This is a genomic window from Scandinavium sp. M-37, from assembly GCF_043558715.1.
Lineage (GTDB): Bacteria > Pseudomonadota > Gammaproteobacteria > Enterobacterales > Enterobacteriaceae > Scandinavium > Scandinavium vulneris_A.
Genome location: NZ_JBIGIN010000017.1, coordinates 75,708 through 96,259, shown reverse-complemented (window position 1 = coordinate 96,259; position 20,552 = coordinate 75,708). Strand labels below are relative to the sequence as shown.

The 20,552-nt window shown below is 56.2% G+C and carries 20 protein-coding genes, 1 pseudogene and 1 other annotated feature; of the genes and pseudogenes, 5 read left to right on the top strand and 16 right to left on the bottom strand.

The genetic code is table 11. From position 1 onward, the window contains the following. Positions 1–3: 3 nt before the first annotated feature. The 4 genes from citF to citC are packed head-to-tail and all read right to left on the bottom strand — an operon-like array spanning position 4 to position 3,790. Entirely contained in the window at positions 4–1,524 is a 1,521-nt protein-coding gene (citF, locus tag ACG0Z5_RS14065) for a citrate lyase subunit alpha (protein ID WP_394448229.1), read from the bottom strand. Positions 1,525–1,533: 9 nt separating this feature from the next. After that, on the bottom strand, positions 1,534–2,442 hold the full coding sequence (gene citE / locus ACG0Z5_RS14060; RefSeq protein WP_394448227.1) for a citrate (pro-3S)-lyase subunit beta: 909 nt from the start codon (positions 2,440–2,442) through the stop codon (positions 1,534–1,536). After that, complete coding sequence (gene citD, locus ACG0Z5_RS14055; protein ID WP_394448225.1) at positions 2,439–2,735, bottom strand: citrate lyase acyl carrier protein; 297 nt, start codon at positions 2,733–2,735, stop codon at positions 2,439–2,441. The genes citE and citD overlap by 4 nt, the downstream gene beginning before the upstream one ends. Then, a complete protein-coding gene (gene citC / locus ACG0Z5_RS14050; RefSeq protein ID WP_394448223.1) occupies positions 2,732–3,790 on the bottom strand; it encodes a [citrate (pro-3S)-lyase] ligase in 1,059 nt (352 codons plus the stop codon). Before citC ends, citD begins: the two co-directional genes overlap by 4 nt. A 354-nt stretch (positions 3,791–4,144) precedes the next feature. On the opposite strand from citC, the gene dpiB reads away from it, so the two are divergent. After that, the gene (dpiB, locus tag ACG0Z5_RS14045) at positions 4,145–5,815 is read left to right on the top strand and encodes a sensor histidine kinase DpiB (RefSeq protein WP_394448221.1); all 1,671 of its coding nucleotides are present in this window, start codon (positions 4,145–4,147) and stop codon (positions 5,813–5,815) included. Further along, positions 5,784–6,482, top strand: a complete 699-nt coding sequence (dpiA, locus tag ACG0Z5_RS14040; RefSeq protein ID WP_394448219.1) for a two-component response regulator DpiA — start codon at positions 5,784–5,786, stop codon at positions 6,480–6,482. Before dpiB ends, dpiA begins: the two co-directional genes overlap by 32 nt. Before the next feature lie 43 nt (positions 6,483–6,525). On the opposite strand, the gene ACG0Z5_RS14035 is transcribed toward dpiA, so the two are convergent. From ACG0Z5_RS14035 to hxpB, 3 genes are all read right to left on the bottom strand, one after another. Then, entirely contained in the window at positions 6,526–7,917 is a 1,392-nt protein-coding gene (locus ACG0Z5_RS14035) for an L-cystine transporter (protein WP_394448217.1), read from the bottom strand. A 130-nt stretch (positions 7,918–8,047) separates the two neighbouring features. Beyond that, a complete protein-coding gene (locus ACG0Z5_RS14030; protein WP_394448215.1) occupies positions 8,048–8,638 on the bottom strand; it encodes a metal-dependent hydrolase in 591 nt (196 codons plus the stop codon). Positions 8,639–8,752: 114 nt separating this feature from the next. Then, positions 8,753–9,421, bottom strand: a complete 669-nt coding sequence (gene hxpB / locus ACG0Z5_RS14025) for a hexitol phosphatase HxpB (protein WP_394448213.1) — start codon at positions 9,419–9,421, stop codon at positions 8,753–8,755. Between the two features lie 137 nt (positions 9,422–9,558). Between hxpB and ACG0Z5_RS14020 the strand changes: the two genes are divergently transcribed. After that, the gene (locus tag ACG0Z5_RS14020; RefSeq protein ID WP_394448211.1) at positions 9,559–10,095 is read left to right on the top strand and encodes a YniB family protein; all 537 of its coding nucleotides are present in this window, start codon (positions 9,559–9,561) and stop codon (positions 10,093–10,095) included. Between the two features lie 37 nt (positions 10,096–10,132). Here the strand turns inward: ACG0Z5_RS14020 and yciA are convergent, their stop codons facing one another. The 4 genes and pseudogenes from yciA to ACG0Z5_RS14000 all read right to left on the bottom strand — a co-directional run. Beyond that, positions 10,133–10,531: an acyl-CoA thioester hydrolase YciA gene (gene yciA, locus ACG0Z5_RS14015; RefSeq protein WP_394448209.1), complete on the bottom strand. Its 399-nt coding sequence runs from the start codon at positions 10,529–10,531 to the stop codon at positions 10,133–10,135. After that, positions 10,532–11,068: a septation protein A gene (locus ACG0Z5_RS14010; RefSeq protein ID WP_319630106.1), complete on the bottom strand. Its 537-nt coding sequence runs from the start codon at positions 11,066–11,068 to the stop codon at positions 10,532–10,534. Positions 11,069–11,117: 49 nt separating this feature from the next. Next, positions 11,118–11,861, bottom strand: coding sequence for a YciC family protein (locus ACG0Z5_RS14005; RefSeq protein WP_394448207.1), 744 nt, complete (start codon positions 11,859–11,861; stop codon positions 11,118–11,120). Next, positions 11,845–11,979, bottom strand: a pseudogene (locus tag ACG0Z5_RS14000) (hypothetical protein); the annotation flags it as partial. The gene ACG0Z5_RS14005 and the pseudogene ACG0Z5_RS14000, both read right to left, overlap by 17 nt. A 227-nt stretch (positions 11,980–12,206) precedes the next feature. Between ACG0Z5_RS14000 and ompW the strand changes: the two are divergent. Continuing rightward, a complete protein-coding gene (ompW, locus tag ACG0Z5_RS13995; RefSeq protein ID WP_394448205.1) occupies positions 12,207–12,839 on the top strand; it encodes an outer membrane protein OmpW in 633 nt (210 codons plus the stop codon). 165 nt (positions 12,840–13,004) lie between these two features. Then, a complete protein-coding gene (locus ACG0Z5_RS13990; protein WP_394448203.1) occupies positions 13,005–13,592 on the top strand; it encodes a YSC84-related protein in 588 nt (195 codons plus the stop codon). Positions 13,593–13,743: 151 nt separating this feature from the next. Here the strand turns inward: ACG0Z5_RS13990 and trpA are convergent, their stop codons facing one another. From trpA to ACG0Z5_RS13965, 5 genes are read right to left on the bottom strand one after another with little or no spacing between them, the layout of a single operon-like run. Further along, positions 13,744–14,550 carry a tryptophan synthase subunit alpha gene (gene trpA / locus ACG0Z5_RS13985; RefSeq protein WP_394448201.1) on the bottom strand — a complete coding sequence of 269 codons (807 nt, stop codon included), beginning with the start codon at positions 14,548–14,550 and terminating at the stop codon, positions 13,744–13,746. Further along, on the bottom strand, positions 14,550–15,743 hold the full coding sequence (trpB, locus tag ACG0Z5_RS13980) for a tryptophan synthase subunit beta (protein WP_394448199.1): 1,194 nt from the start codon (positions 15,741–15,743) through the stop codon (positions 14,550–14,552). Before trpB ends, trpA begins: the two co-directional genes overlap by 1 nt. Positions 15,744–15,753: 10 nt before the next feature. Then, a complete protein-coding gene (gene trpCF, locus ACG0Z5_RS13975) occupies positions 15,754–17,112 on the bottom strand; it encodes a bifunctional indole-3-glycerol-phosphate synthase TrpC/phosphoribosylanthranilate isomerase TrpF (protein WP_394448197.1) in 1,359 nt (452 codons plus the stop codon). Between the two features lie 3 nt (positions 17,113–17,115). After that, positions 17,116–18,711, bottom strand: coding sequence for a bifunctional anthranilate synthase glutamate amidotransferase component TrpG/anthranilate phosphoribosyltransferase TrpD (gene trpD, locus ACG0Z5_RS13970; protein ID WP_394448195.1), 1,596 nt, complete (start codon positions 18,709–18,711; stop codon positions 17,116–17,118). Beyond that, positions 18,711–20,273 (bottom strand): anthranilate synthase component 1, encoded by a 1,563-nt coding sequence (locus ACG0Z5_RS13965; RefSeq protein WP_394448193.1) that lies wholly within the window; start codon positions 20,271–20,273, stop codon positions 18,711–18,713. The genes trpD and ACG0Z5_RS13965 overlap by 1 nt, the downstream gene beginning before the upstream one ends. 32 nt (positions 20,274–20,305) lie before the next feature. Next, positions 20,306–20,399 (bottom strand) — a sequence feature (Trp leader region). Between the last annotated feature and the right edge of the window lie 153 nt (positions 20,400–20,552).

Below are 20,552 nucleotides of genomic sequence, written 5' to 3'. Positions count from 1 at the left end.
GGTTTACTCCTTCACCTGGTGAACCACGTCAATCACCGAGCCGTCGCGATAGCGCACCACGGCAATGACCCGATCGGTAAATTCGATGGCGCGAGGTTTACCGGTCAGCGTTTCGGCTCGCTGGCGTAACCACTCTACCGACACCACGTTTAGCCCGGCCTCTTTCAGGCGATCGGCCAGTTCCGGACGCGCCGGGTTAACGGCTATCCCATGGTCGGTGACCAGAATATCGACGCTGGAGCCCGGTGTGACGCAGGTGGTGACCTGGTCAACCAGGGTCGGAATGCGGCCGCGAACCAACGGGGCGACGATTATCGACAGCGCGGCGGCGACCGCCGTATCGCAGTGGCCGCCGGATGCGCCGCGCAGCACGCCGTCGGACCCGGTGAGTACGTTGACGTTAAACCGGGTATCGATTTCCAGGGCGCTGAGCACCACCACATCGAGCCGGTCGACGGACGCCCCTTTGGAGCCCCAGTTGGCGTACTCGTTGGCGCTGATCTCAATATGATTCGGGTTCCGGGCCAGCGATCCTGCCGCCGCGCGGTCAAAACTTTGCACATCCAGCAGCTTGTGGATCAGGCCTTTTTCATGCAGGTCGACCATGGTGGAGGTAATGCCGCCCAGCGCAAACGCGGCATGGATATCGCGATGGCGCATTTTGTCTTCCAGGAAGCGGGTCACAGCCAGCGACGCGCCGCCGGTGCCGGTTTGCAGGGAAAATCCTTCTTTGAAGTAACCGGAATTAACCACCACATCGGCGGCGCTGCGGGCAATCAGCAGTTCACGCGGATTAGAGGTCATGCGGGTAGCGTCGGCCCCAATTTTGTCGGCATCGCCGACCTGGTCAATCTGCACAATCAGGTCAACCTGATCCTGCCCCAGACTGGCGGGGCTGTGCGGATAGGGCAGCAGCGCTTCGGTGAGTAGCACCACCTGGCGGGCGTGTTCGGCATCGACTTTGGCATAACCCAGCGAGCCGCAGCAGGCTTTGCCGGTATAGCCGTTGGCATTGCCGAACGGATCGCATGCTGGCACCCCGAGAAACGCCACATCGATGTTCAGCTCGCCGCTTTTCACCAACTGCACGCGCCCGCCGTGGGAGTGGATTTGTACCGGTTCGGCCAGCAGGCCGCGGGAGATTTCTTCCGCCAGCGGACCGCGCAGGCCGGAGGTATAGATTCGGCTGACCACGTTATTACGGATGTGCTCGATAAGCGGCGCATGACAGTCGCTCAGCGAACTGGAGGCCAGCGTCAGGTTTTTAAAGCCCATTCGGGCGATCACGTCCATCACCCGATTGAGCGTAAGGTCGCCGTTGCGAAACGCATGGTGGAATGAAATGGTCATCCCGTCGTGCAGCCCGGAGCGACGGATAGCCTCTTCGAGGCTGGCGCAAAGCTTTTTGTCGCGCGGCTTCTGCGTTTGCAGGTTGAGCTTGGAAACCGCGTTAAACGCCGGGCTGTGGTTTTCTGTGCGACGGTTCCAGGCGGCAACGCGTTCCTGTCGTAGAGTCTGAGTCATGATGAGTCCTTATTCTTCACGGATGCCGGAAAGGGCGGCACGGGAAAGCACCAGTCGTGCGCGTTCAATCACCGGGCTGTCGACCATTTTGCCGTTCAACGACACCACGCCCCGGCCTTCACGCGCCGAGGCTTCAGCGGCTTCAACTACCCTTTGCGCGTGATCCACTTCTTTCTGCGTCGGGGCGTAGAGGTTGTGCAGCAGGTCAATCTGGCGCGGGTTGATCAGCGATTTGCCGTCGAAACCGAGCTGTTTGATGTGCGCCGCTTCGTGCAGGAAGCCTGCGTCGTTGTTGGCATCGGAATAGACGGTATCGAACGCCTGGATCCCGGCGGAACGCGCAGCCTGTAAAAGAGAACAGCGGGCAAACAGCAGTTCGACCCCGTCGGGTGAGCGTTCGGTGCGCAGGTTGCGGACGTAGTCTTCCGCGCCCAAGGCGATACCGATTAACCGCGGGGAGGCGTGCGCAATCGCCACCGCCTGGGTGATGCCCTGTGCCGACTCGATCGCCGCCAGCAGGCCGGTACTGCCTGGCTCGCGGCCACACTCGGCTTCAATGCGTGCGATTTCGGTTTCGATGTCGATAACGTCCTGGGCGGTGTCGGTTTTTGGCAGGCGGACAATGTCCACCCCGCCGCGCACCACCGCCTCAAGATCCTGAAGTCCATACTCAGAGTCGAGGGCGTTGACCCGGACGATGGTTTCCCGGTCCTGATACAGTGGGTGTTGCAGGGCGTGATACACCAGACGCCGGGCCGAATCTTTCTCGCGCAGAATGACCGAATCTTCGAGGTCGAACATCAGCGCATCGGCAGGATAGATAAAGGCGTTGCTGACCATGGCGGCGTTTGCGCCCGGCACGAACAACATGCTGCGGCGGGTGCGGGATTTCCGTTGTTCGGCGACGGACGACATCATGAGCGTTCCTCCCACGGCAGGACCGCCACGTCACTGGCGCGTACCAGCAGCGTTTCGAGGCGGGCGCGCAGCACGCAGTCGAGCGCACCTTTATCATCAACAATCAGCTGTACGCCGTGGATCTCATGGCGGGAGAGCACCTCCAGAAGGGTGGCGCGGATGGCGTCACCAAACTGCTTCTCAACGCTGCTGTTGAGCTGCAGGTCGATGTCAGGGGTATCAATCGGTGCGATTCGCACCATCACGTCGCCCGACTCCAGAGTGCCGGCGACGGCTGCATGGGTAATTTTCATTTTTCACCTGTTACTAATGCGGATGTCTGTTGCGTGCTCGGGGTGAGCATCTGCTGCAAATAAGCCCGGGTGGCGTCGGGCACCAAAAGCGCTATCGTCGCCAGATCATTTTTCACCAGCAGTTGACGCACCCAGGAGGCGGAAATCGCCTTCCCCTGGTACTGCAGGCGCTCAATTTCCACCAACTGGACCGGCGGGGCTGAACTTGAGGTATCGGCCAGGATCTGGCGCATATCGTGGTTGTAGCCAGCGGTCACGGTGCAGAAGGGTTCGGTGCCGACGAAGCGATGGGTGATACCTAAGGCCGGGGCCAGATGCTGGCGGAAGATTTGCAGGTCGATTTCGGTGTAGCAGTGGTTAATCACGCTCTGCTCTTTAATGAAGTAGCAGGGGAAGGTGGCGCGGGAAATCAGGTATTCTGAACCACGATGCACGGTCACCCTGGGAATATCCTGTGTCCCGGCGCGGACCAGCCCAAGGCGGTCTTCGTACGGGAAACGCGAGGTGTCTTCTTTCACCAAAAAAACATGCAGCCAGTCGCACTGAGCGGCCGCCTGCTGAATCAGATACCGATGCCCACGGGTAAACGGATTGGCGTTCATCACGATGCAGCCGATTTTGTTGCCGTCCTGGCGCAGGGTGGTGAGATAACTTGCATAGCGTTGCAGACGGGTGGCGCTGTTTTCCATCAACACCATTACCCCCGGCACGCTTGCCAGGGTGTAAAAACCACACTGTTTAAACAGGGCTTCGTTCTGACTCTTGGTATAGATAAATAACTGTGTACATTGCCTTTCATAGGCGAGGTTTATTAATTCAGTGGCCAGGGTCAGCGCCAGACCTTCTCCGCGCGCGGATTCACTGATGGCGACGCACTTAATAATATTTCCGGCGATACCGCCGCAGGCGATAAGCCGGTCGTCACGGCTTACCGTAATAAAGACTTCTACCGTGGTATCAATACTCAGGTCGTTTTCGCGCAGAAATTGCGTAATGGCGGCTATTTTTTTATTTTCAGCACGCTTAACCTGAGCAAATACGGTTTGAGAAAACATGGTTCAGAACTTCCTGTTATTCACGCCGCCGGAAAGGCAACGCAACTGATGATAATTCTTTGCAAATTAATAACATTTTGGCAGTGGGTCTTCGTTATCCCTGAACCACGCGGCGAGTGTACGGGCTATTTATGCCTGCTTTTTTGACTTGTTTCACAAAGGGTTGTCTGATTTAAATAGACTTAATGGTTTTTATTTTCTTAATTAAACTTATGGGTGTTAATTGCGTGGTTTTTATTTGCTTAATTCTTTTTATTTGTGCAATTGGTAACGAATTTGGCGGTGATAACTGGACGCGGGGAAAACAAAACCATTACATTGATAGGGTGATTGTGCCAGGGAAAATGTCGACCTATGGAAGTTCCGGTATTGCATCAACAGGGGAAAGGATTCGGTTTTTTCCGCCGCCTTGCTTTCCCGCTGCGTATTTTCCTGCTGCTGTTATTGATCTCCACTTTATTGGTCGCCGCGCTCGGCCAATATCTCTCCGCCAGCTTTGAAGACTATCTCACCCGGCACGTACGCGATATGGCGATGAATCAGGCCAAAATTATCGCCTCCAATGATAGCGTGGTGGAGGGCGTTAAAAACCGCGACAGCGCCCGGCTGGCGGGGATCGCCCACAAGCTGGCCGACGGGTCTGACTTTGACTACGTGGTGATCGGCGACCGGCATTCGATTCGGCTTTATCACCCTAATCCCGCAAAAATTGGCTATCCGATGCAGTGGACCAAGCTAGGCGCGATGGAAAAAGGGGAAAGCTACTTCATCACCGGGAAAGGCTCGATTGGCATGGCGATGCGCGCCAAAACCCCGGTTTTTGACGAGCATGGCCAGGTTATCGGCGTCGTGTCGCTGGGGTATCTGGTCAGCAAAATCGACAGCTGGCGGCTTGATTTTCTGCTGCCGATGGCCGGCGTGTTCGTGCTTATCCTGATTATTTTGCTGCTGCTGTCATGGCTGTTTGCCGCGCACATCCGCCGTCAGATGATGGGCATGGAGCCGCGTCAGATTGCGCGGGTAGTCCGCCAACAGGAGGCGCTGTTCGGTTCGGTGTTTGAGGGGCTGATTGCGGTCGATCCCGAAGGGCATATCACTGCCATTAACCGCAATGCCCGCCGGATGCTCGGGCTGGCTTCGCCGGGGCGGCAGTGGCTGGGCCAACCGATTTGCGACGTGGTACAGCCTTGCACCTTTTTCACCGATAAAATTGCCGAAAAACGCCAGGATGTGATCTGCACCTTTAACGGGCTGAGCGTCATCGCCAACCGGGGCGCTATCCGTTCCGGCAATGAGATGCTCGGGGCAATCATCAGTTTTCGCAGCAAGGACGAGATAAGCACCCTGAACGCGCAACTGACGCAGATTAAACAGTATGTCGAAAGCCTCAGAGCACTGCGTCACGAACATCTGAACTGGATGTCGACCCTCAGCGGTCTGTTGCAAATGAAAGAGTACGACCGCGTGCTGGAAATGGTGAAAGGCGAGTCTCAGGCGCAACAGGAACTGATCGACAGTCTGCGCGCGTCCTTTGATGACCGCCAGGTTGCCGGGCTGCTGTTTGGCAAAGTACAACGCGCCCGCGAGCTGGGCTTAAACCTGAAAATAGTGGAGGGCAGCCAGCTGAAACAGCTTCCCGTCGGGCTGGACAGCACCGAATTTGCGGCCATTGTCGGCAACCTGCTGGATAACGCCTTTGAGGCCAGCCTGTACAATCCGCAGGGCGATAAAAACATCGAGCTGTACCTGAGCGACGAAGGGCCCGAGGTGATTATTGAAGTCGGTGACCACGGCTGCGGCGTCCCGGTCGGCCTGGGTGACGCTATTTTTGACCAGGGCGTGAGCACTAAGCGCGATGAAGCCAGTGAACACGGGATTGGTCTGTATCTGATTTCGAGCTACGTCGGGCGTTGCGGCGGGGTAATTACCCTCGAAAACAATTCCCCGTGTGGCGCTTTATTTTCCGTTTTTATTCCCAAAGTGAAATTGACCGATGCTACAACCTCTCACGATTTTGATAGTTGAAGATGAAACCCCGCTGGCCGAAATGCACGCGGAGTTTATCCGCCATTTCCACGGCTGTGGGCAGGTCTGGCTGGCCGGGAATTTAGCCCAGGCCCGCTTGATGATTGCGCGTTTCAGGCCGTCACTTATCCTGCTCGACAATTATTTGCCGGACGGGAAGGGCATCACTCTGCTGCATGAGCTAACCCAGGCGCACAATCCCTGTGGGGTGGTCTTTACCACCGCGGCAAGCGATATGGACACCGTGTCCGAGGCCGTGCGTGGCGGGGTGTTTGATTATCTGGTTAAACCGGTTTCTTACGAAAGGCTGGAGCAAACCCTGGAGCGCTATCAGCAGCGGAGGCTGATGCTGGAGACCTGCGCCAGTGCCAGCCAGCGTCAAATCGATCAGATGTTCAATGCATACGCGCGCGGGGAGCCCAAAGCTGAATTGCCCGCCGGGATTGATGCGTTGACGCTGGGGAAAGTGTTGGGCCTGTTTGCCGATAGCGCGGCGCGGCATACGGCGGAGACGGTGGCGCAGGAACTGAAGTTAAGCCGCACCACCGCAAGGCGCTATCTGGAGTTCGCCGCCGGGCAGCAGCAGATTCTGGCGGAGATTATTTACGGTAAAGTGGGTCGGCCACAGCGCATATATCGCGCCTGTAAGCTAAAAAAAAAACGGTGAGCCAGATGGCTCACCGTTGTGATGTATGGCGCAGAGGGCTGGCTTAGCGATGCGCCAGCTCGACTTCATCTTCGCTTTCCATCACCGCTTTGTCGGTTTGACGCAGCCACTGGCTGGTCAGGGTCCCGGCGGTCATTGAGCCGTTGACGTTCAGGGCGGTACGGCCCATGTCGATCAGCGGTTCAATGGAAATCAGCAGCGCAACCAGGGTCACCGGCAGGCCCATCGCAGGCAGAACGATCAGCGCTGCGAAGGTTGCACCACCGCCCACGCCCGCCACGCCTGCGGAACTCACCGTCACGATACCGACCAGAGTCGCAATCCACAGCGGATCCAGCGGGTTAATCCCAACGGTGGGAGCAACCATCACCGCCAGCATCGCCGGGTACAGACCCGCACAACCGTTTTGACCAATGGTGGCACCAAACGAAGCAGAGAAGCTGGCGATGGATTCTGGCACGCCCAGGCGACGGGTCTGCGCTTCAATATTCAGCGGAATCGACGCGGCGCTGGAACGGCTGGTGAACGCGAAGGTCAGCACTGGCCATACTTTACGGAAGTATTTCAGCGGGTTGATGCCGTTGGCGCCCAACAACAGACCGTGAACCACGAACATGATCGCCAGGCCCAGGTAAGAGGCAACCACGAACCCGCCAAGTTTGATGATGTCATGCAGGTTAGAACCCGCCACGACTTTGGTCATCAGCGCCAGTACGCCGTAAGGCGTCAACTGCATGACCAGACGAACCAGCTTCATCACCCAGCTTTGCAGGGTATCGATGGCGGTCAGCACGCGTTTGCCTTTCGGCTCGTCGTCTTTCAGCAGTTTCAGGGCAGCCACCCCGAGGAAGGCCGCGAAAATCACGATGCTGATAATTGACGTCGGGCTAGCGCCGGTCAGGTCAGCAAACGGGTTTTTCGGCACGAAGGAGAGCAGCAGCTGCGGCACGCTCAGGTCAGCCACTTTCCCGGCGTAGGTGCTCTGAATGGCATTCAGACGCGCGGTTTCGGCGGTTCCCTGAACCAGACCTTCAGCGGTAAGACCGAACAGGTTGGTAACCAGCACACCGACCAGCGCAGAAATCAGCGTGGCAAACAGCAGGGTGCCGATGGTCAGGAAGCTGATTTTACCCAGCTGTGACGCATTGTGCAGACGCGCTACCGCGCTGAGAATAGAGGCAAACACCAGCGGCATGACGATCATTTGCAGCAGCTGAACATAGCCATTGCCCACCACGTTGAACCACTGGATAGAGTCTTTCAGGACCGTACTGTCAGCACCGTAAATCAACTGCAGTGCCAGACCGAACGCCACGCCCATCGCCAGGCCGACCAGGACTTTCTTGGCCAGGCTCCAGTTTTTATGGCGAGTTTGCGCCAGAGCAAACAACAATATCGCGAACACCAGCACGTTCGCTATTAATGGAAAATTCATCCCCGTTCTCCTGATCTCTTTATTCTGTCTAAAAATAGACTGCTTTTAATGACGCAAGATTATCAGAAGTGTGAAGTGGCGCTTATATCCAAATGGAATGGTTTATGACAAAACCGCTGATACTGCTGGTTTACTGTCCGCTTTGATGATTAATAAAGCGGTCGAAGCGAAATTGCAGGGCGCTGATCAGGCTAGACGACCAACGCACCGCGCTGTTATCCGGCATCGACTGCGGCATCCACACGGCATACACGAACAGCGCCATACATAATACGCGTTCCAGTTGGTTGCCTTTACGTGGCGCGAGAATGGGCAAACGAAAGCGCCAGCGACACGGCCACAGCAGCGGCACTCCGGCGGGGGTCAACATATCGGCGAGGATATGGCTGAGATAGCCCAGCACCATGCCCTGCAATACATCGGCGGGGATAATCCAGCTCTCGGGCACTTTCAGGTAGAACAGCGTCAGACCGCCAAAAACGGCCAGAAGACTGTGGGTAAAACCGCGATGGCCGAACATCCTCGCCACGGGCTTGGCTATCCAGCTTAATCGTTGCCCGAGGAAGGATTTGGGGTGATCGATATCGGGCAGCAGGCAGGTCAATACCGCAGCGGGAACAATATGCCACCAGTCACCCTGTGCAAGAACCGGGGTCAGTTCTGCATTTTTAGCAAACACCGCACAGGCGATAGAAAAGAGCAGGTGTCCTTCCGCCGTCATGATAATACCCGTCAAACTGTCAATTCATACAGTATAGGGTTTTTATACAGTAGGCGGAAGAGGTGACGGTGTAACTGTTTGTCACTATTTTAGGTTAACAAACAGCGCACCGTGTTAACCGCGCAAATGTTCAGCGGTGAGCTGTTCCAGAGAAGAAAGCTTCACGTTTGCCAGGACGTAGCGCGGGTCGGCGAAGTTGGCGTGCTCCGGGACAACAATCGAGCGCATTCGCGCCGCTTTGCTGGCAATCATGCCGTTAACGGAATCTTCCAGCGCCACGCAGGCCAGCGGGCTAACGCCGAGTTTCGCCGCACAGTCGAGATACACCTGCGGGTGCGGTTTGCTGTACTGCAGTTTTTCCGCGGAGGCGAGGGCGTCAAACCGGTCGCGCAGGTCGAACATATCCAGCACTTTTTCCAGCATATGTAACGGGGAGGCAGAGGCCAGACCGACTTTCAGCCCCTGAGATTTGCACAGCGCAATCGCTTCGCGCACACCCGGCAGCAGAGGACGTTGTTCTTCAACCAGGGTTATCGCGCGGCTGATGATACGGGCAGTGACCTCCTCGCGGCTTGGGCCGTTCCATGGTTGCTGGGCAAACCACAGCTTTACCACCATATCAATACGCAGACCAAGCGTGTCCGGCAGCTCATTACGGCGCGAAATGTCTACGCCCAGACCGGCAACGACATCCAGTTCGGCACGATCCCACAACGGTTCGGAATCAATCAGTAAACCATCCATATCAAAGATAGCGGCAACAATTTGACGCTCGGCTGTCATAAGGCAACTCCTGTAGGGAAAAAGACCTGAGATTCGACCTCATCGTACACCATATCGCTTTTAAAGCGCAGGCGAAAAGGCGCAACTAAAGGTAGACTTACTGCGAAACAGAAAGCGCGTCTGAACAAGGGGAACCCATGACGTATCAACAAGCTGGACGCATCGCCGTACTGAAACGCATTTTGGGCTGGGTCATCTTTATCCCGGCCGTCATTTCCACCCTCATATCGGTGTTCAAATTCATGTTTGAGCACAGTGAGAAGCAGCCAGGGATCGATGCGGTTTTGCTCGACTTCTCCCATGTAATGATTGAGATGATCCGCTTCAATACGCCGTTCCTGAACTTTTTCTGGTACAACTCGCCGCAGCCAGATTTTCACCACAGCCTGAATATTGGCTTCTGGATTATCTTTGCCCTGATTTTCATCGGGCTGGCGTTGCAGGCCTCCGGGGCGCGAATGAGTCGTCAGGCTAAGTTTCTGCGCGAAGGCGTGGAGGATCAGCTGATTCTGGAGAAAGCGAAAGGGCCGGAAGGATTAAGTAAGGAACAAATCGACGCGAAAATTGTGGTTCCGCGCCACACCCTCTTTTTGCAGATTTTCAACCTGTATGTCCTGCCGGTGATTGTGATTGTGGCGGGATACTTCTTCTTTAAACTGCTCGGTTTTCTGTAATAAAAAAGCCCGGTCAAATGCATTGACCGGGCTTTTTTTACGCTTGTGGGAAGGGCCGAGGCTTTCCTTCGCTATCCACCGCCACATAGATAAACAGGGCTTCGGTCGCTTTATAACGCTGACCAATTGGCTCAGAAGAGACCTTCTTCACCCATACCTCAATGTTCACCGTGATTGAAGTGGTGCCGCGTTTGGTACAGCGGGCATAGCAACACACCACGTCACCCACCGCGACGGGACGTAAAAACGTCATGCCATCAACGCGCACCGTGACCACACGGCCCTGCGCAATTTCTTTGGCCATGATGGCACCACCGAGGTCCATCTGCGACATGATCCAGCCGCCGAAGATATCGCCATTGGCGTTGGTATCCGCTGGCATCGCCAGGGTACGCAGAACTAAATCGCCCTGCGGAACGTTACTGCTCTCGGTCATTTACTTGTCGTCCTGCGGCATGTGGCGGTAGATGTACACCCCGCTCAGCAGCGTGAAAATCAGGGTCAGGGCGGTTAAGCCGAACACTTTAAAGTTAATCCAGATGTTTTCCGGCAGCCAGAAGGCGATATAGATGTTCGCCAGGCCACAAATGATAAAGAACAGCGCCCAGGCGATATTCAGTCGCGACCATACGAACTGTGGCAAGGTCAGCTCTTTACCAAGCATCCGCTGGATCAGCGGCTTTTTCATTACCCACTGGCTGAACAGCAGTGCCCCGGCAAACAGGACATAAATAACCGTCACTTTCCATTTAATAAATTCGGAGTTATGGAAGAACAGGGTCATGCCGCCAAATACCGCGACCAGCACAAAGGTAATCAGTGCCATTTTTTCGACTTTGCGATAGCGCACCCAGCAGTAAACCAGGACGATGGCGGTGGCGATTATCAGGGCCGCGGTAGCGGTAAAGATGTCATACAGTTTGTAGAAAACAAAGAACACCACCAACGGTAAAAAATCCAAAAACTGCTTCATACATCGGTTCCGTATTTCAATAGTGGCCCGGGATCGCCGGGCCTGGGGATCAGCTACGAATAAGCATATACAGGCGGAATAAATAGATCAGCAATAAAGCGGAAATCAAATTGCTGATGCAGTTTACCACCACCGCGCCGACGTTCGGCGTGAGTACCGCGAAGTTCGGCGCGAACATCAGCAGCAGCGTTTTCGCCAGCAGCCAGCCAATCACCGCCGGTGCGACCAGACGCATGTTGCCCCACGCCAGACGCATACTGTTGCGCATTGAGGAGAAGAGCCCCATTTTGTCCTGCACCAACATGATAGGCGCGAAAGAGAGCACGATAGCCAGCAAGACGCCCGGGACCACGACCAGCATGACCCCCATCTGCACCAGGAAGGTGGTGATGAGGATCAGCAGCAGCAGTTTCGGCAGCACCGGCGCGCTGGCCCCAATCGCACGCAGAGCGCTCACGCGCTGTCCGGCGGAAATCATCTGAATCATCAGCAGTACGCCGCCCGCGAGAATGGCGTTACCAATCAGCCCGGAAAATGTCGACGCCGCCGACGCCCGCAGCAGAATTTGCTGTTGCTCCGGGGTCATGTTTTGCACCAGTTCAAACAGGCCCACGCTGCCTGCGAGGTGATCACCTTCGCTTAACAGGGCGAGCTGTTCATCGCTCGGTGAGAACGCATGGCCAAGCACCACCGTGATAAACGCACACAACAACGCAATCAACAGAACCGTAACGAACTGATTGCGAAAAAAATTACCCGTGTCACGGTAAACCGACTTAGCCGTGATAGACATGCACTCTCCTTGAGTCTGACTGGTAGTAATAAGCCGGCAATTGTAACCCACCCGACGCCAAAGTGGCAGCATCAACACCTGTATGGAAAAGCATATCTTTGTAAAGAGGCGGTAAGCCGCAGGGGCCTGTGGCGATTTTTTCGCCGTCGATCCCCCTTTTTTTGTAACAGAGAAAAGAAAGAGAATTGATGTGGATGGGGTTTATCTCTGTGGATTTGGTAACGAAAAATTAATCCAGATCAATGAATGTTAAATCTCAAGATTGAATGTGATCTGAGTTGGATCGTTTTTACTTATTTGTGGGTATATTCAGCGCGCTTATAAAACCATAACGAAGGAGTGGAAATGAAAAAGTTAGCAGTGGCAGCGCTGGTTTTGAGCAGTCTCTCTGGTGGAGCCTGGGCGCATGAAGCGGGCGAGTTCTTTATCCGTGCCGGATCGGCGACTATCCGTCCCACCGAAGGCTCTGATAACGTACTTGGGCTGGGCAGCTTTACCGTCGATAACAATACCCAGCTCGGTTTGACCTTTACCTATATGGCCACCGATAACATTGGGATCGAGTTGTTGGCTGCGTCACCGTTCCGCAGCAAAGTGGGCACGGGCCCAACAGGAACGATAGCCACGGTGAATCTGTTACCGCCGACGCTGATGGCACAGTGGTATTTCTTTGATGCCAGCAGCAAAGTGCGGCCGTACATCGGGGCCGGGATCAACTACACCACCTTCTTTAACGCCGACTTCAACGATACCGGAAAAGACGCGGGGTTATCTGACCTCAGCGCCAGCGATTCCTGGGGTGCAGCGGGGCAGGTTGGGGTGGATTACCTGATCAACCGTGACTGGCTGATTAACGCCTCGGTCTGGTATATGGACGTCGACACCGATATCAAATTTAAGGCCGGTGGCGAAAACCACACCATTAATACGCGTCTTGACCCGTGGGTGTTTATGTTCTCCGCAGGTTATCGCTTCTGATGGGATTAAGAGTGGCTGCCGGGCGGCCACTCTAATCGATTAAAAACTCTCCAATTATCTGTAATTTAAAAATAAATTCCTTACATCTGTAGCCTGTGCATTTCTCGCATCTGTTTGTGTTGTCACTAAAATGGCGCTCTCAATAAGTAGAGACAGATGCAAATCATGAAATTTAAATCCCTTTTGATTGTTTCCGCCCTGGTGATTGCCGGTTGTAGCGCCAAAGGCGATACCGCCAGCCAGCAACGTGCCACCATTCAAAAAATGCGCACCGATACCTTAACGCAGCTCTATAAGCTGCATCCGGAAGCGCGGAGCGATATTCAGCATTCAACCGGTTATGCGGTCTTCGCCAGCAACAGCAGCAAAATTTTCGTCTTTGGTTTCGGCAGCGGCTACGGCGTGGTGAAAGACCTGCGCAGCGGCAAAGATACCTACATGAAGATGGCGCAGGGCGGGGCAGGCGTCGGGGTCGGAATCAAACAGTTGAGCACGGTGATGGTGTTCCATGACAGGAATACGCTGAACAAATTCATCACTGACGGCTACGTCGTTGGCGCAGATGCCAATGCGGCGGCGAAGTATGATGATACCGGCGCAGGCACGGGGGCTTCTGCCACCGGCGTAGCAACGGATACTCAATCGCTACCGTCTAAAGTTAGCGTGTACGAGATGACCGAAAAAGGCCTCGCGGCGCAGGCGATGATCAACGGCTCTAAATACTGGCCGGATGAAGATCTGAACAAGAAATAAAAAAAGCCCGCGCAAGGCGGGCAAATAATACTGGAAGCAATGTGAGCAATGTCGTACCGAATACCTGAGTGATTTGCTCAATTATTCGGTAATGAGAAAGATAATGCTTCTCATTAAGAACTTCAACCCCTTCTTTATTGGGGAATCAACATTACCCGTAGGTGGCGGCCTTCATGTTCTGCACGAAGGCTTTTAGCTCTGCCAGCATCGCCGGGTGATCATCCAGATTCTTCTCGATAATTTTGACGATCGCCGAGCCAGATATCGCCCCCGCAGCACCGGCCCCGATGGCGGCACTTACCTGCTCCGGAGCGGAAATCCCAAAGCCCTGCAATGGTGGCGCGGCATGGTACTCGTTGAGTTTCTCAATCAGATGATGCAGCGGCAGTGCGGCGCGGTTTTCCGCCCCGGTGACACCCGCCCGCGACAGCAGATAGGTATATCCGCGGCCGTGGGACGCAATCTGGCGCAGCAGGTCGTCATCGGCATTCGGCGGGCAGATGAAAATCGGTGCGACGTTATGACGCATCGCAGCCTGACGGAACTCAGCTGATTCCTCCACCGGCACGTCAGCGACCAGCACCGAATCGACACCGACGCGCGCGCATTCCGCGTAAAACGCATCAATCCCGCGGTTGAAGACCAGGTTGGCATACATCAGCAGGCCAATCGGAATGGTCGGGTGTTTCTGACGGATCGTCGCCAGCATTTCGAAGCACTGGGTCGGCGTCACGCCAGACGCAAATGCCCGCAGGGTGGCGTTCTGAATGGTCGGGCCATCTGCCAGCGGATCGGAGAACGGAATACCCAGTTCCAGCGCGTCGGCACCGGCTTCAATCAGGGTGTCGATAATCTGCAGTGATTGTTCCGGGCCGGGATCGCCCAGCGTAACGAAGGGAACAAACGCGCCTTCCTTGCGGTTTTTCAGCTCAGCAAACAGGTTGTCATAGCGTTCCATCAGATTTCCCCTCGCGCTTTCAGAATGTCATGAACAGTGAAAATATCTTTGTCGCCGCGACCGGAGAGGTTCACCACCAGCAGCTGCTCTTTTTCCGGATTTTCGCGCATCATTTTCAGCGCGTGGGCCAGGGCGTGTGAGGATTCCAGCGCCGGGATAATCCCTTCGTGGCGGCTCAGCGCTTTGAATGCATCCAGCGCTTCGTTATCGGTGATCGACACATATTCCGCACGGCCAATGCTGTTCAGGAACGCGTGCTGTGGCCCAACGGACGGGAAGTCCAGCCCGGCGGAAATGGAATACGACTCTTCAATCTGGCCCTCATCGGTCTGCATCATCGGCGATTTCATGCCGAAGTAGATGCCTACGCGACCGTGTTTCAGCGGCGCGCCGTGCTCTCCGGTTTCAATCCCGTGTCCGGCAGGCTCCACGCCAATCAGGCCGACGGTGGTGTCATCGATGAAATCAGCAAACATACCAATGGCGTTCGAACCGCCGCCGACGCAGGCAATCACCGCGTCCGGCAGGCGTCCTTCACGTGCCTGGATTTGCACTTTGGTTTCTTCCCCGATCATGCGCTGGAATTCACGCACAATGGTCGGGAACGGATGCGGGCCTGCTGCGGTGCCGAGCATGTAGTGCGCGGTTTCATAGCTGCCAGACCAGTCGCGCAGCGCTTCGTTACAGGCATCTTTCAGGGTGGCGGATCCGCTGTGAACTGCGATCACTTCTGCCCCCATCAGACGCATACGGAATACGTTCGGCGACTGACGCTCAATATCTTTCGCACCCATGTAGATACGACATTTCAGCCCGAGCAGGGCGCACGCCAGCGCGGAGGCCACCCCGTGCTGTCCGGCACCGGTTTCAGCAATGATTTCGGTTTTGCCCATCCGTTTGGCGAGCAGCGCCTGGCCCAGCACCTGGTTAGTTTTGTGTGCCCCGCCGTGGAGTAAATCTTCACGCTTGAGGTACAGCGTGGTTTTGGTGCCTTCGGTCAGGTTTTGACACTTGGTCAGCGCCGTCGGGCGGCCAGCGTAGTTTTTGAGCAGGTCGGTAAACTGGGCCTGAAATTCAGGATCCTTCTGCGCGCTGACAAAAGCTTCTTCCAGCTGGCGCAGGGCAGGCATCAGGATTTGCGGCACGTACATGCCGCCAAATTCGCCAAAATAGGGGTTCAGTAATGTGTTCATGTCCATGTCCTTAATATGCGCGCAGCGTCTGGAAAACCGAGGCCAGTTTGCTGGCATCTTTGATACCCGGTTCAGACTCTACGCCGGAATTGAAATCGAGCCCCGCGCAGCCGCTTTTTGCCGCTTCCACGCAGTTATCAGGGGCCAGGCCGCCTGCCAGCAGGACGTTGCTTACGTCCTGACCGTGGAGCAGTGACCAGTCGAAACGTTGTCCGCTGCCGCCCTGGCCGTTATCCAGCACGTATTTGTCTACGTGGTTCAGGTTGCGGGCGGGCAGGGAATCTTTGACGCTCAGCGCCTTCCAGATTTGTACTTTCTCAGGCAGTGCCGCGCGCAGGGTGTCGATGTAGGCCTGATCTTCGCTGCCGTGCAGTTGCACCGCCGCCAGCGCCAGGCTATTAACTTTTGCCGCCACGTCGCTCACCGGGGCATCACGGAACACGCCGACATAGCTCAGGGGGGCGCTGTGGATAACGTCCTGCGCCTGCTCGTCAGTCACGAAACGCGGGGAGGAAGGCACAAAAATCAGCCCGCCATAGACGGCACCGGCTTCGAAGGCGGCCAGCGCGTCCTGGGCTCGGGTCAGCCCACAGACTTTATTTTCGCCCATCAGCACCCGGCGGACGGCGGCATTTAAATCATCGTGCGACATCAGGGCTGAACCAATCAGGAAGCCGTTGGCGAAGTGGCTCAGTTCACGCACCTGGCCGTAGGTGTTGATCCCCGACTCGCTGATCACCGTCACACCGGCGCCTAAACGCGGGGCCAGTTCGCGGGTGCGGTTGAGGTCGATGGAGAGGTCACGCAGGTCGCGGTTATTGATGCCAACGACTTTGGCTTCCAGCGCAATGGCGCGCTCCAGTTCTTCCTCATTGCTCACTTCGGTCAGCACGCCCATGCTCAGACTGTGCGCCACCGCCGAAAGCTGACGATATTCGTCATCGTCCAGTACCGACAGCATGAGCAGACAGGCATCCGCCTGATAGTGACGCGCCAGGTAAAGCTGATACGGGTCGACAATAAAGTCTTTGCACAGAATCGGCTGCGGCGCGATTTGGCTGACAATCGGCAGAAAATCAAAGCTGCCCTGGAAATACTTTTCGTCGGTCAGAACCGAAATCGCCGACGCATAGTGTTTGTAGACACCGGCAATACGCGCCGGGTCAAAATCATCGCGGATAACCCCTTTAGACGGTGACGCTTTTTTGCATTCCAGAATGAACGCGGTGCGCGCGCCTTGCAGAGCATCATAAAAATGACGGGTGCTCGGCTGAACCTCATTCTGGAAACTGGCTAACGGTTGCTGCTCTTTACGGGCTTCGACCCAGATGCGTTTATCGGCAACGATTTTGGCTAAAACGGTCTGCATTTCTTATCCTCTTGCCGCTAATGCGGTCACGCGATCGTAAGCTGCACCACTGTGCAGAACGTCAAGAACCTGCTGCACGTTGGCTTTCAAATCTTCATGCCCGTGAAGGCGCATCAGCATGGCGACGTTGGCGGAAACAGCGGCCTCGTGGGCGGCTTCACCTTTACCTTGTAGCAAGCGTGAAAGAATGTCACGGTTTTCTTCCGGGGTGCCGCCCGCCAGCTGTTCCTGATGATACGGGGTTAATCCGAAGTCCTCGGCGGTCAACTGATAGCTCTGGATCTCGCCGTCTTTAAGTTCTGCCACCACCGTTGGCGCATGCAGAGAAACTTCGTCCATTCCGCCGCTGTGAACCACTGCTGCACGCTGGTAGCCCAACACCCGCAGGGTTTCCGCAATCGGTAACACCAGCTCCGGGCTGTAGACGCCAATCAGCGCAATCGGCGGATGCGCCGGGTTGATCAACGGACCCAGGACGTTGAACAGAGTACGGGTTTTCAACTGCTGGCGTACCGGCATAGCATGACGGAAACCGGTGTGGTATTTCGGCGCGAACAGGAAGCACACGCCGAGATCGTCTAACGCTTCGCGCGATTTATCGGCGTTCATTTCCAGATTAATGCCAAAGGCGGCCAGTAAATCGGAGGAGCCGGATTTGCTTGAGACGCTGCGGTTGCCGTGCTTCGCCACTTTCAGCCCACATGCCGCCGCCACAAAGGCGCTGGCGGTGGAAATGTTGATGCTGTTGCTGCCGTCGCCACCGGTGCCAACGATATCGGCAAACGGATAGTCAGGGCGTGGGAACGGGGCAGCATTTTCCAGCAGGGCAGTAGCGGCCCCGGCAATTTCCTGCGGCTGCTCGCCTCGCACTTTCATGCTGACCAGGGCGGCAGCCAGCTGTTCCGGCTTCACTTCCCCGCGCACCACCGCGGAAAACAGCTGGTGGCTTTCCGGCTGGCTCAGGGTTTGTGCCTGATACAGTTTTTCCAGAATCGGTTGAAGGGTATTGGCTGGCTCCAGTTTCTTCTGCGCCCATTCCAGGGTTTGTTCCAGCAGGCGCGCGCCCTGGCTTGTCAGAATCGATTCCGGATGGAACTGGAAGCCCACCACGCGATCCGCGTCGTGACGCACCGCCATCACCATCCCATTGAAGCTGGCGTTGATGGTCAGCCCGGCCGGAACGTTACTCCCGACCAGGGAGTGATAGCGTGCCACCGGCAGCGGGTTACTCAGCCCGGCAAACATCGCCTGACCATCATGTTCAATACTTGATGCTTTCCCGTGCAGGATTTCGCCCGCCTGGCCGACGTAACCGCCGTAGGCTTCCACAATTGCCTGATGACCGAGGCAGATGCCGATGATCGGCAGCTTGCCGCGCATCCGGGTCAGCAGTTCCGGCATACAGCCCGCTTCGGACGGTGCACCCGGGCCGGGAGAGAGCATCAGCACCGGGTTGTCCATGGTGGCCAGACGCTCAATCAGGGTTTGCGCCGGAACATGGTTGCGGTAAATAACCACGTTATGCCCGCTGGCGCGCAGCTGGTCTGCCAGGTTGTAGGTAAAGGAGTCGATATTATCGAGCAGCAGAATGTCAGCCATCAGAAAATCTCCTTAGCGTGGTGGGCCTGAGCAATGGCGCGCAGCACCGCGCGAGCTTTATTTCGGGTTTCATCGGCTTCGGACTGCGGCACGGAGTCGAGCACCACGCCAGCACCTGCCTGGACGGTAGCAATGCCGTTTTCAACAAAAGCAGAACGGATAACAATGCAGGTATCAAGGTCGCCGTGGGCGGTGAAATAGCCCACCGCACCGCCGTAGCTGCCGCGGCGTTTGCCCTCAGCGGCGGCAATCAGCTGCATGGCCCGGACTTTCGGCGCACCGCTCAGGGTGCCCATGTTCATGCAGGCGCGGTAGGCGTGCAGCACGTCCAGATCCTGACGCAGTTCGCCGACCACGCGGGAGACCAGGTGCATCACGAACGAGTAACGGTCAACTTTAGTCAGGTCAGCCACGTAGCGGCTGCCGGGGGTGCAAATGCGGGCCAGATCGTTACGCGCTAAATCGACCAGCATCAGATGCTCGGACAGCTCTTTATGGTCGGTACGCATTTCCAGTTCGATGCGGCTGTCGAGGTCGCGGTCCAGGGAACCATCGGCACGACGACCGCGAGGGCGGGTTCCGGCGATCGGATAAATTTCAATCTGACGGTTGCTGGCATCGTATTTCAGCGAGCTTTCCGGTGAGGCACCGAACAGGCTGAAATCGTTATCCTGCATGAAGAACATGTACGGACTTGGGTTGCTCTTCTTCAGCACGTCATAGGCCGCCAGCGGCGACGGGCAGGGCAGCGAGAAGCGACGGGATGGCACCACCTGGAAGATTTCTCCGGCACGAATGGCGCGTTGCATTTTACGCACGACCGCGCCGTACTCATCGTCGCTCTGATTGATCTCGGTCTGCATCTGTTCGATTTTAGTCACCGGCAGCGGCATTGGCGGCTCGTTCAGCTGCTGGCGAACCTGCGCCACGCGCTGAGTCAGGCGCTGCTTTTCCGCTTCCAGCGGCGTAAACAGGCTGGCCTGAATCCGGGTGGTTTTGGTCTGGTGATCGATAACTAACAGCGTTTCGGCCAGATAAAAGCAGTAGTCCGGGCAGGCGGTGTCGCTTTCCAGGGCCGGTAAATCTTCGAAGCCCGCGACCAGGTCATAGGCGAACAATCCGCCGAAGAACATCGCTTCGCGCTCATCGACCGGCACGGTCACCAGCGACTGCAACAGGCGGAAGGCGTCGAATACTGACAGGGAACACAGGCGGGCGTCTTCATCGAGCAGGTTGCTCACCGCCGGGAAATGCAGAATGCGGCCATTGGGCTGACGCTGATTGTCGATGCCTGCGGGCAGGGCGCCGTCGAGTAAATCCAGCAGGGCTGCGCCGTTGTCGGACAATGCCTGAAGGGTGACGGTGTCACCTAAAGCGGTAATGCGCAGGGCGCTGTCAACCAACAGCAGGCTTTTTAAATCATCTTTACTGTCGATATCTGCCGATTCCAGCAGCAGGGTCGCCGGACGGGCACCGCACAGCTGGTGAAACAGCGCCGTCGGGTTTTCCCGATAGATGGCGTCACTGGTCAGAAGTTCGAGCGCGGGTTTCTGTGTTTGCATTTTTCGTTCTCGTTGTCTGGTATGTCGTGTTCAATAAAAAGCCCGCGCATGGCGGGCCTGGTATCTGTTTGTCTTGTGCAGACGCGTAGTTACAGCCCGGATTCAGGTTGTACGCCACCAGCCATGCAGAGTAACGGAATAATGTGTCATCGCAGATACCTCGTTGTGTGAACTTGCGTACTAGTTAACTAGTCCAGGAGGATAAAGTCAACCCCTGATTTCAGAAAATGATGCACAACGGCTATGATGGGCGCCGTCAAACCCAAATCTGATAGTGAT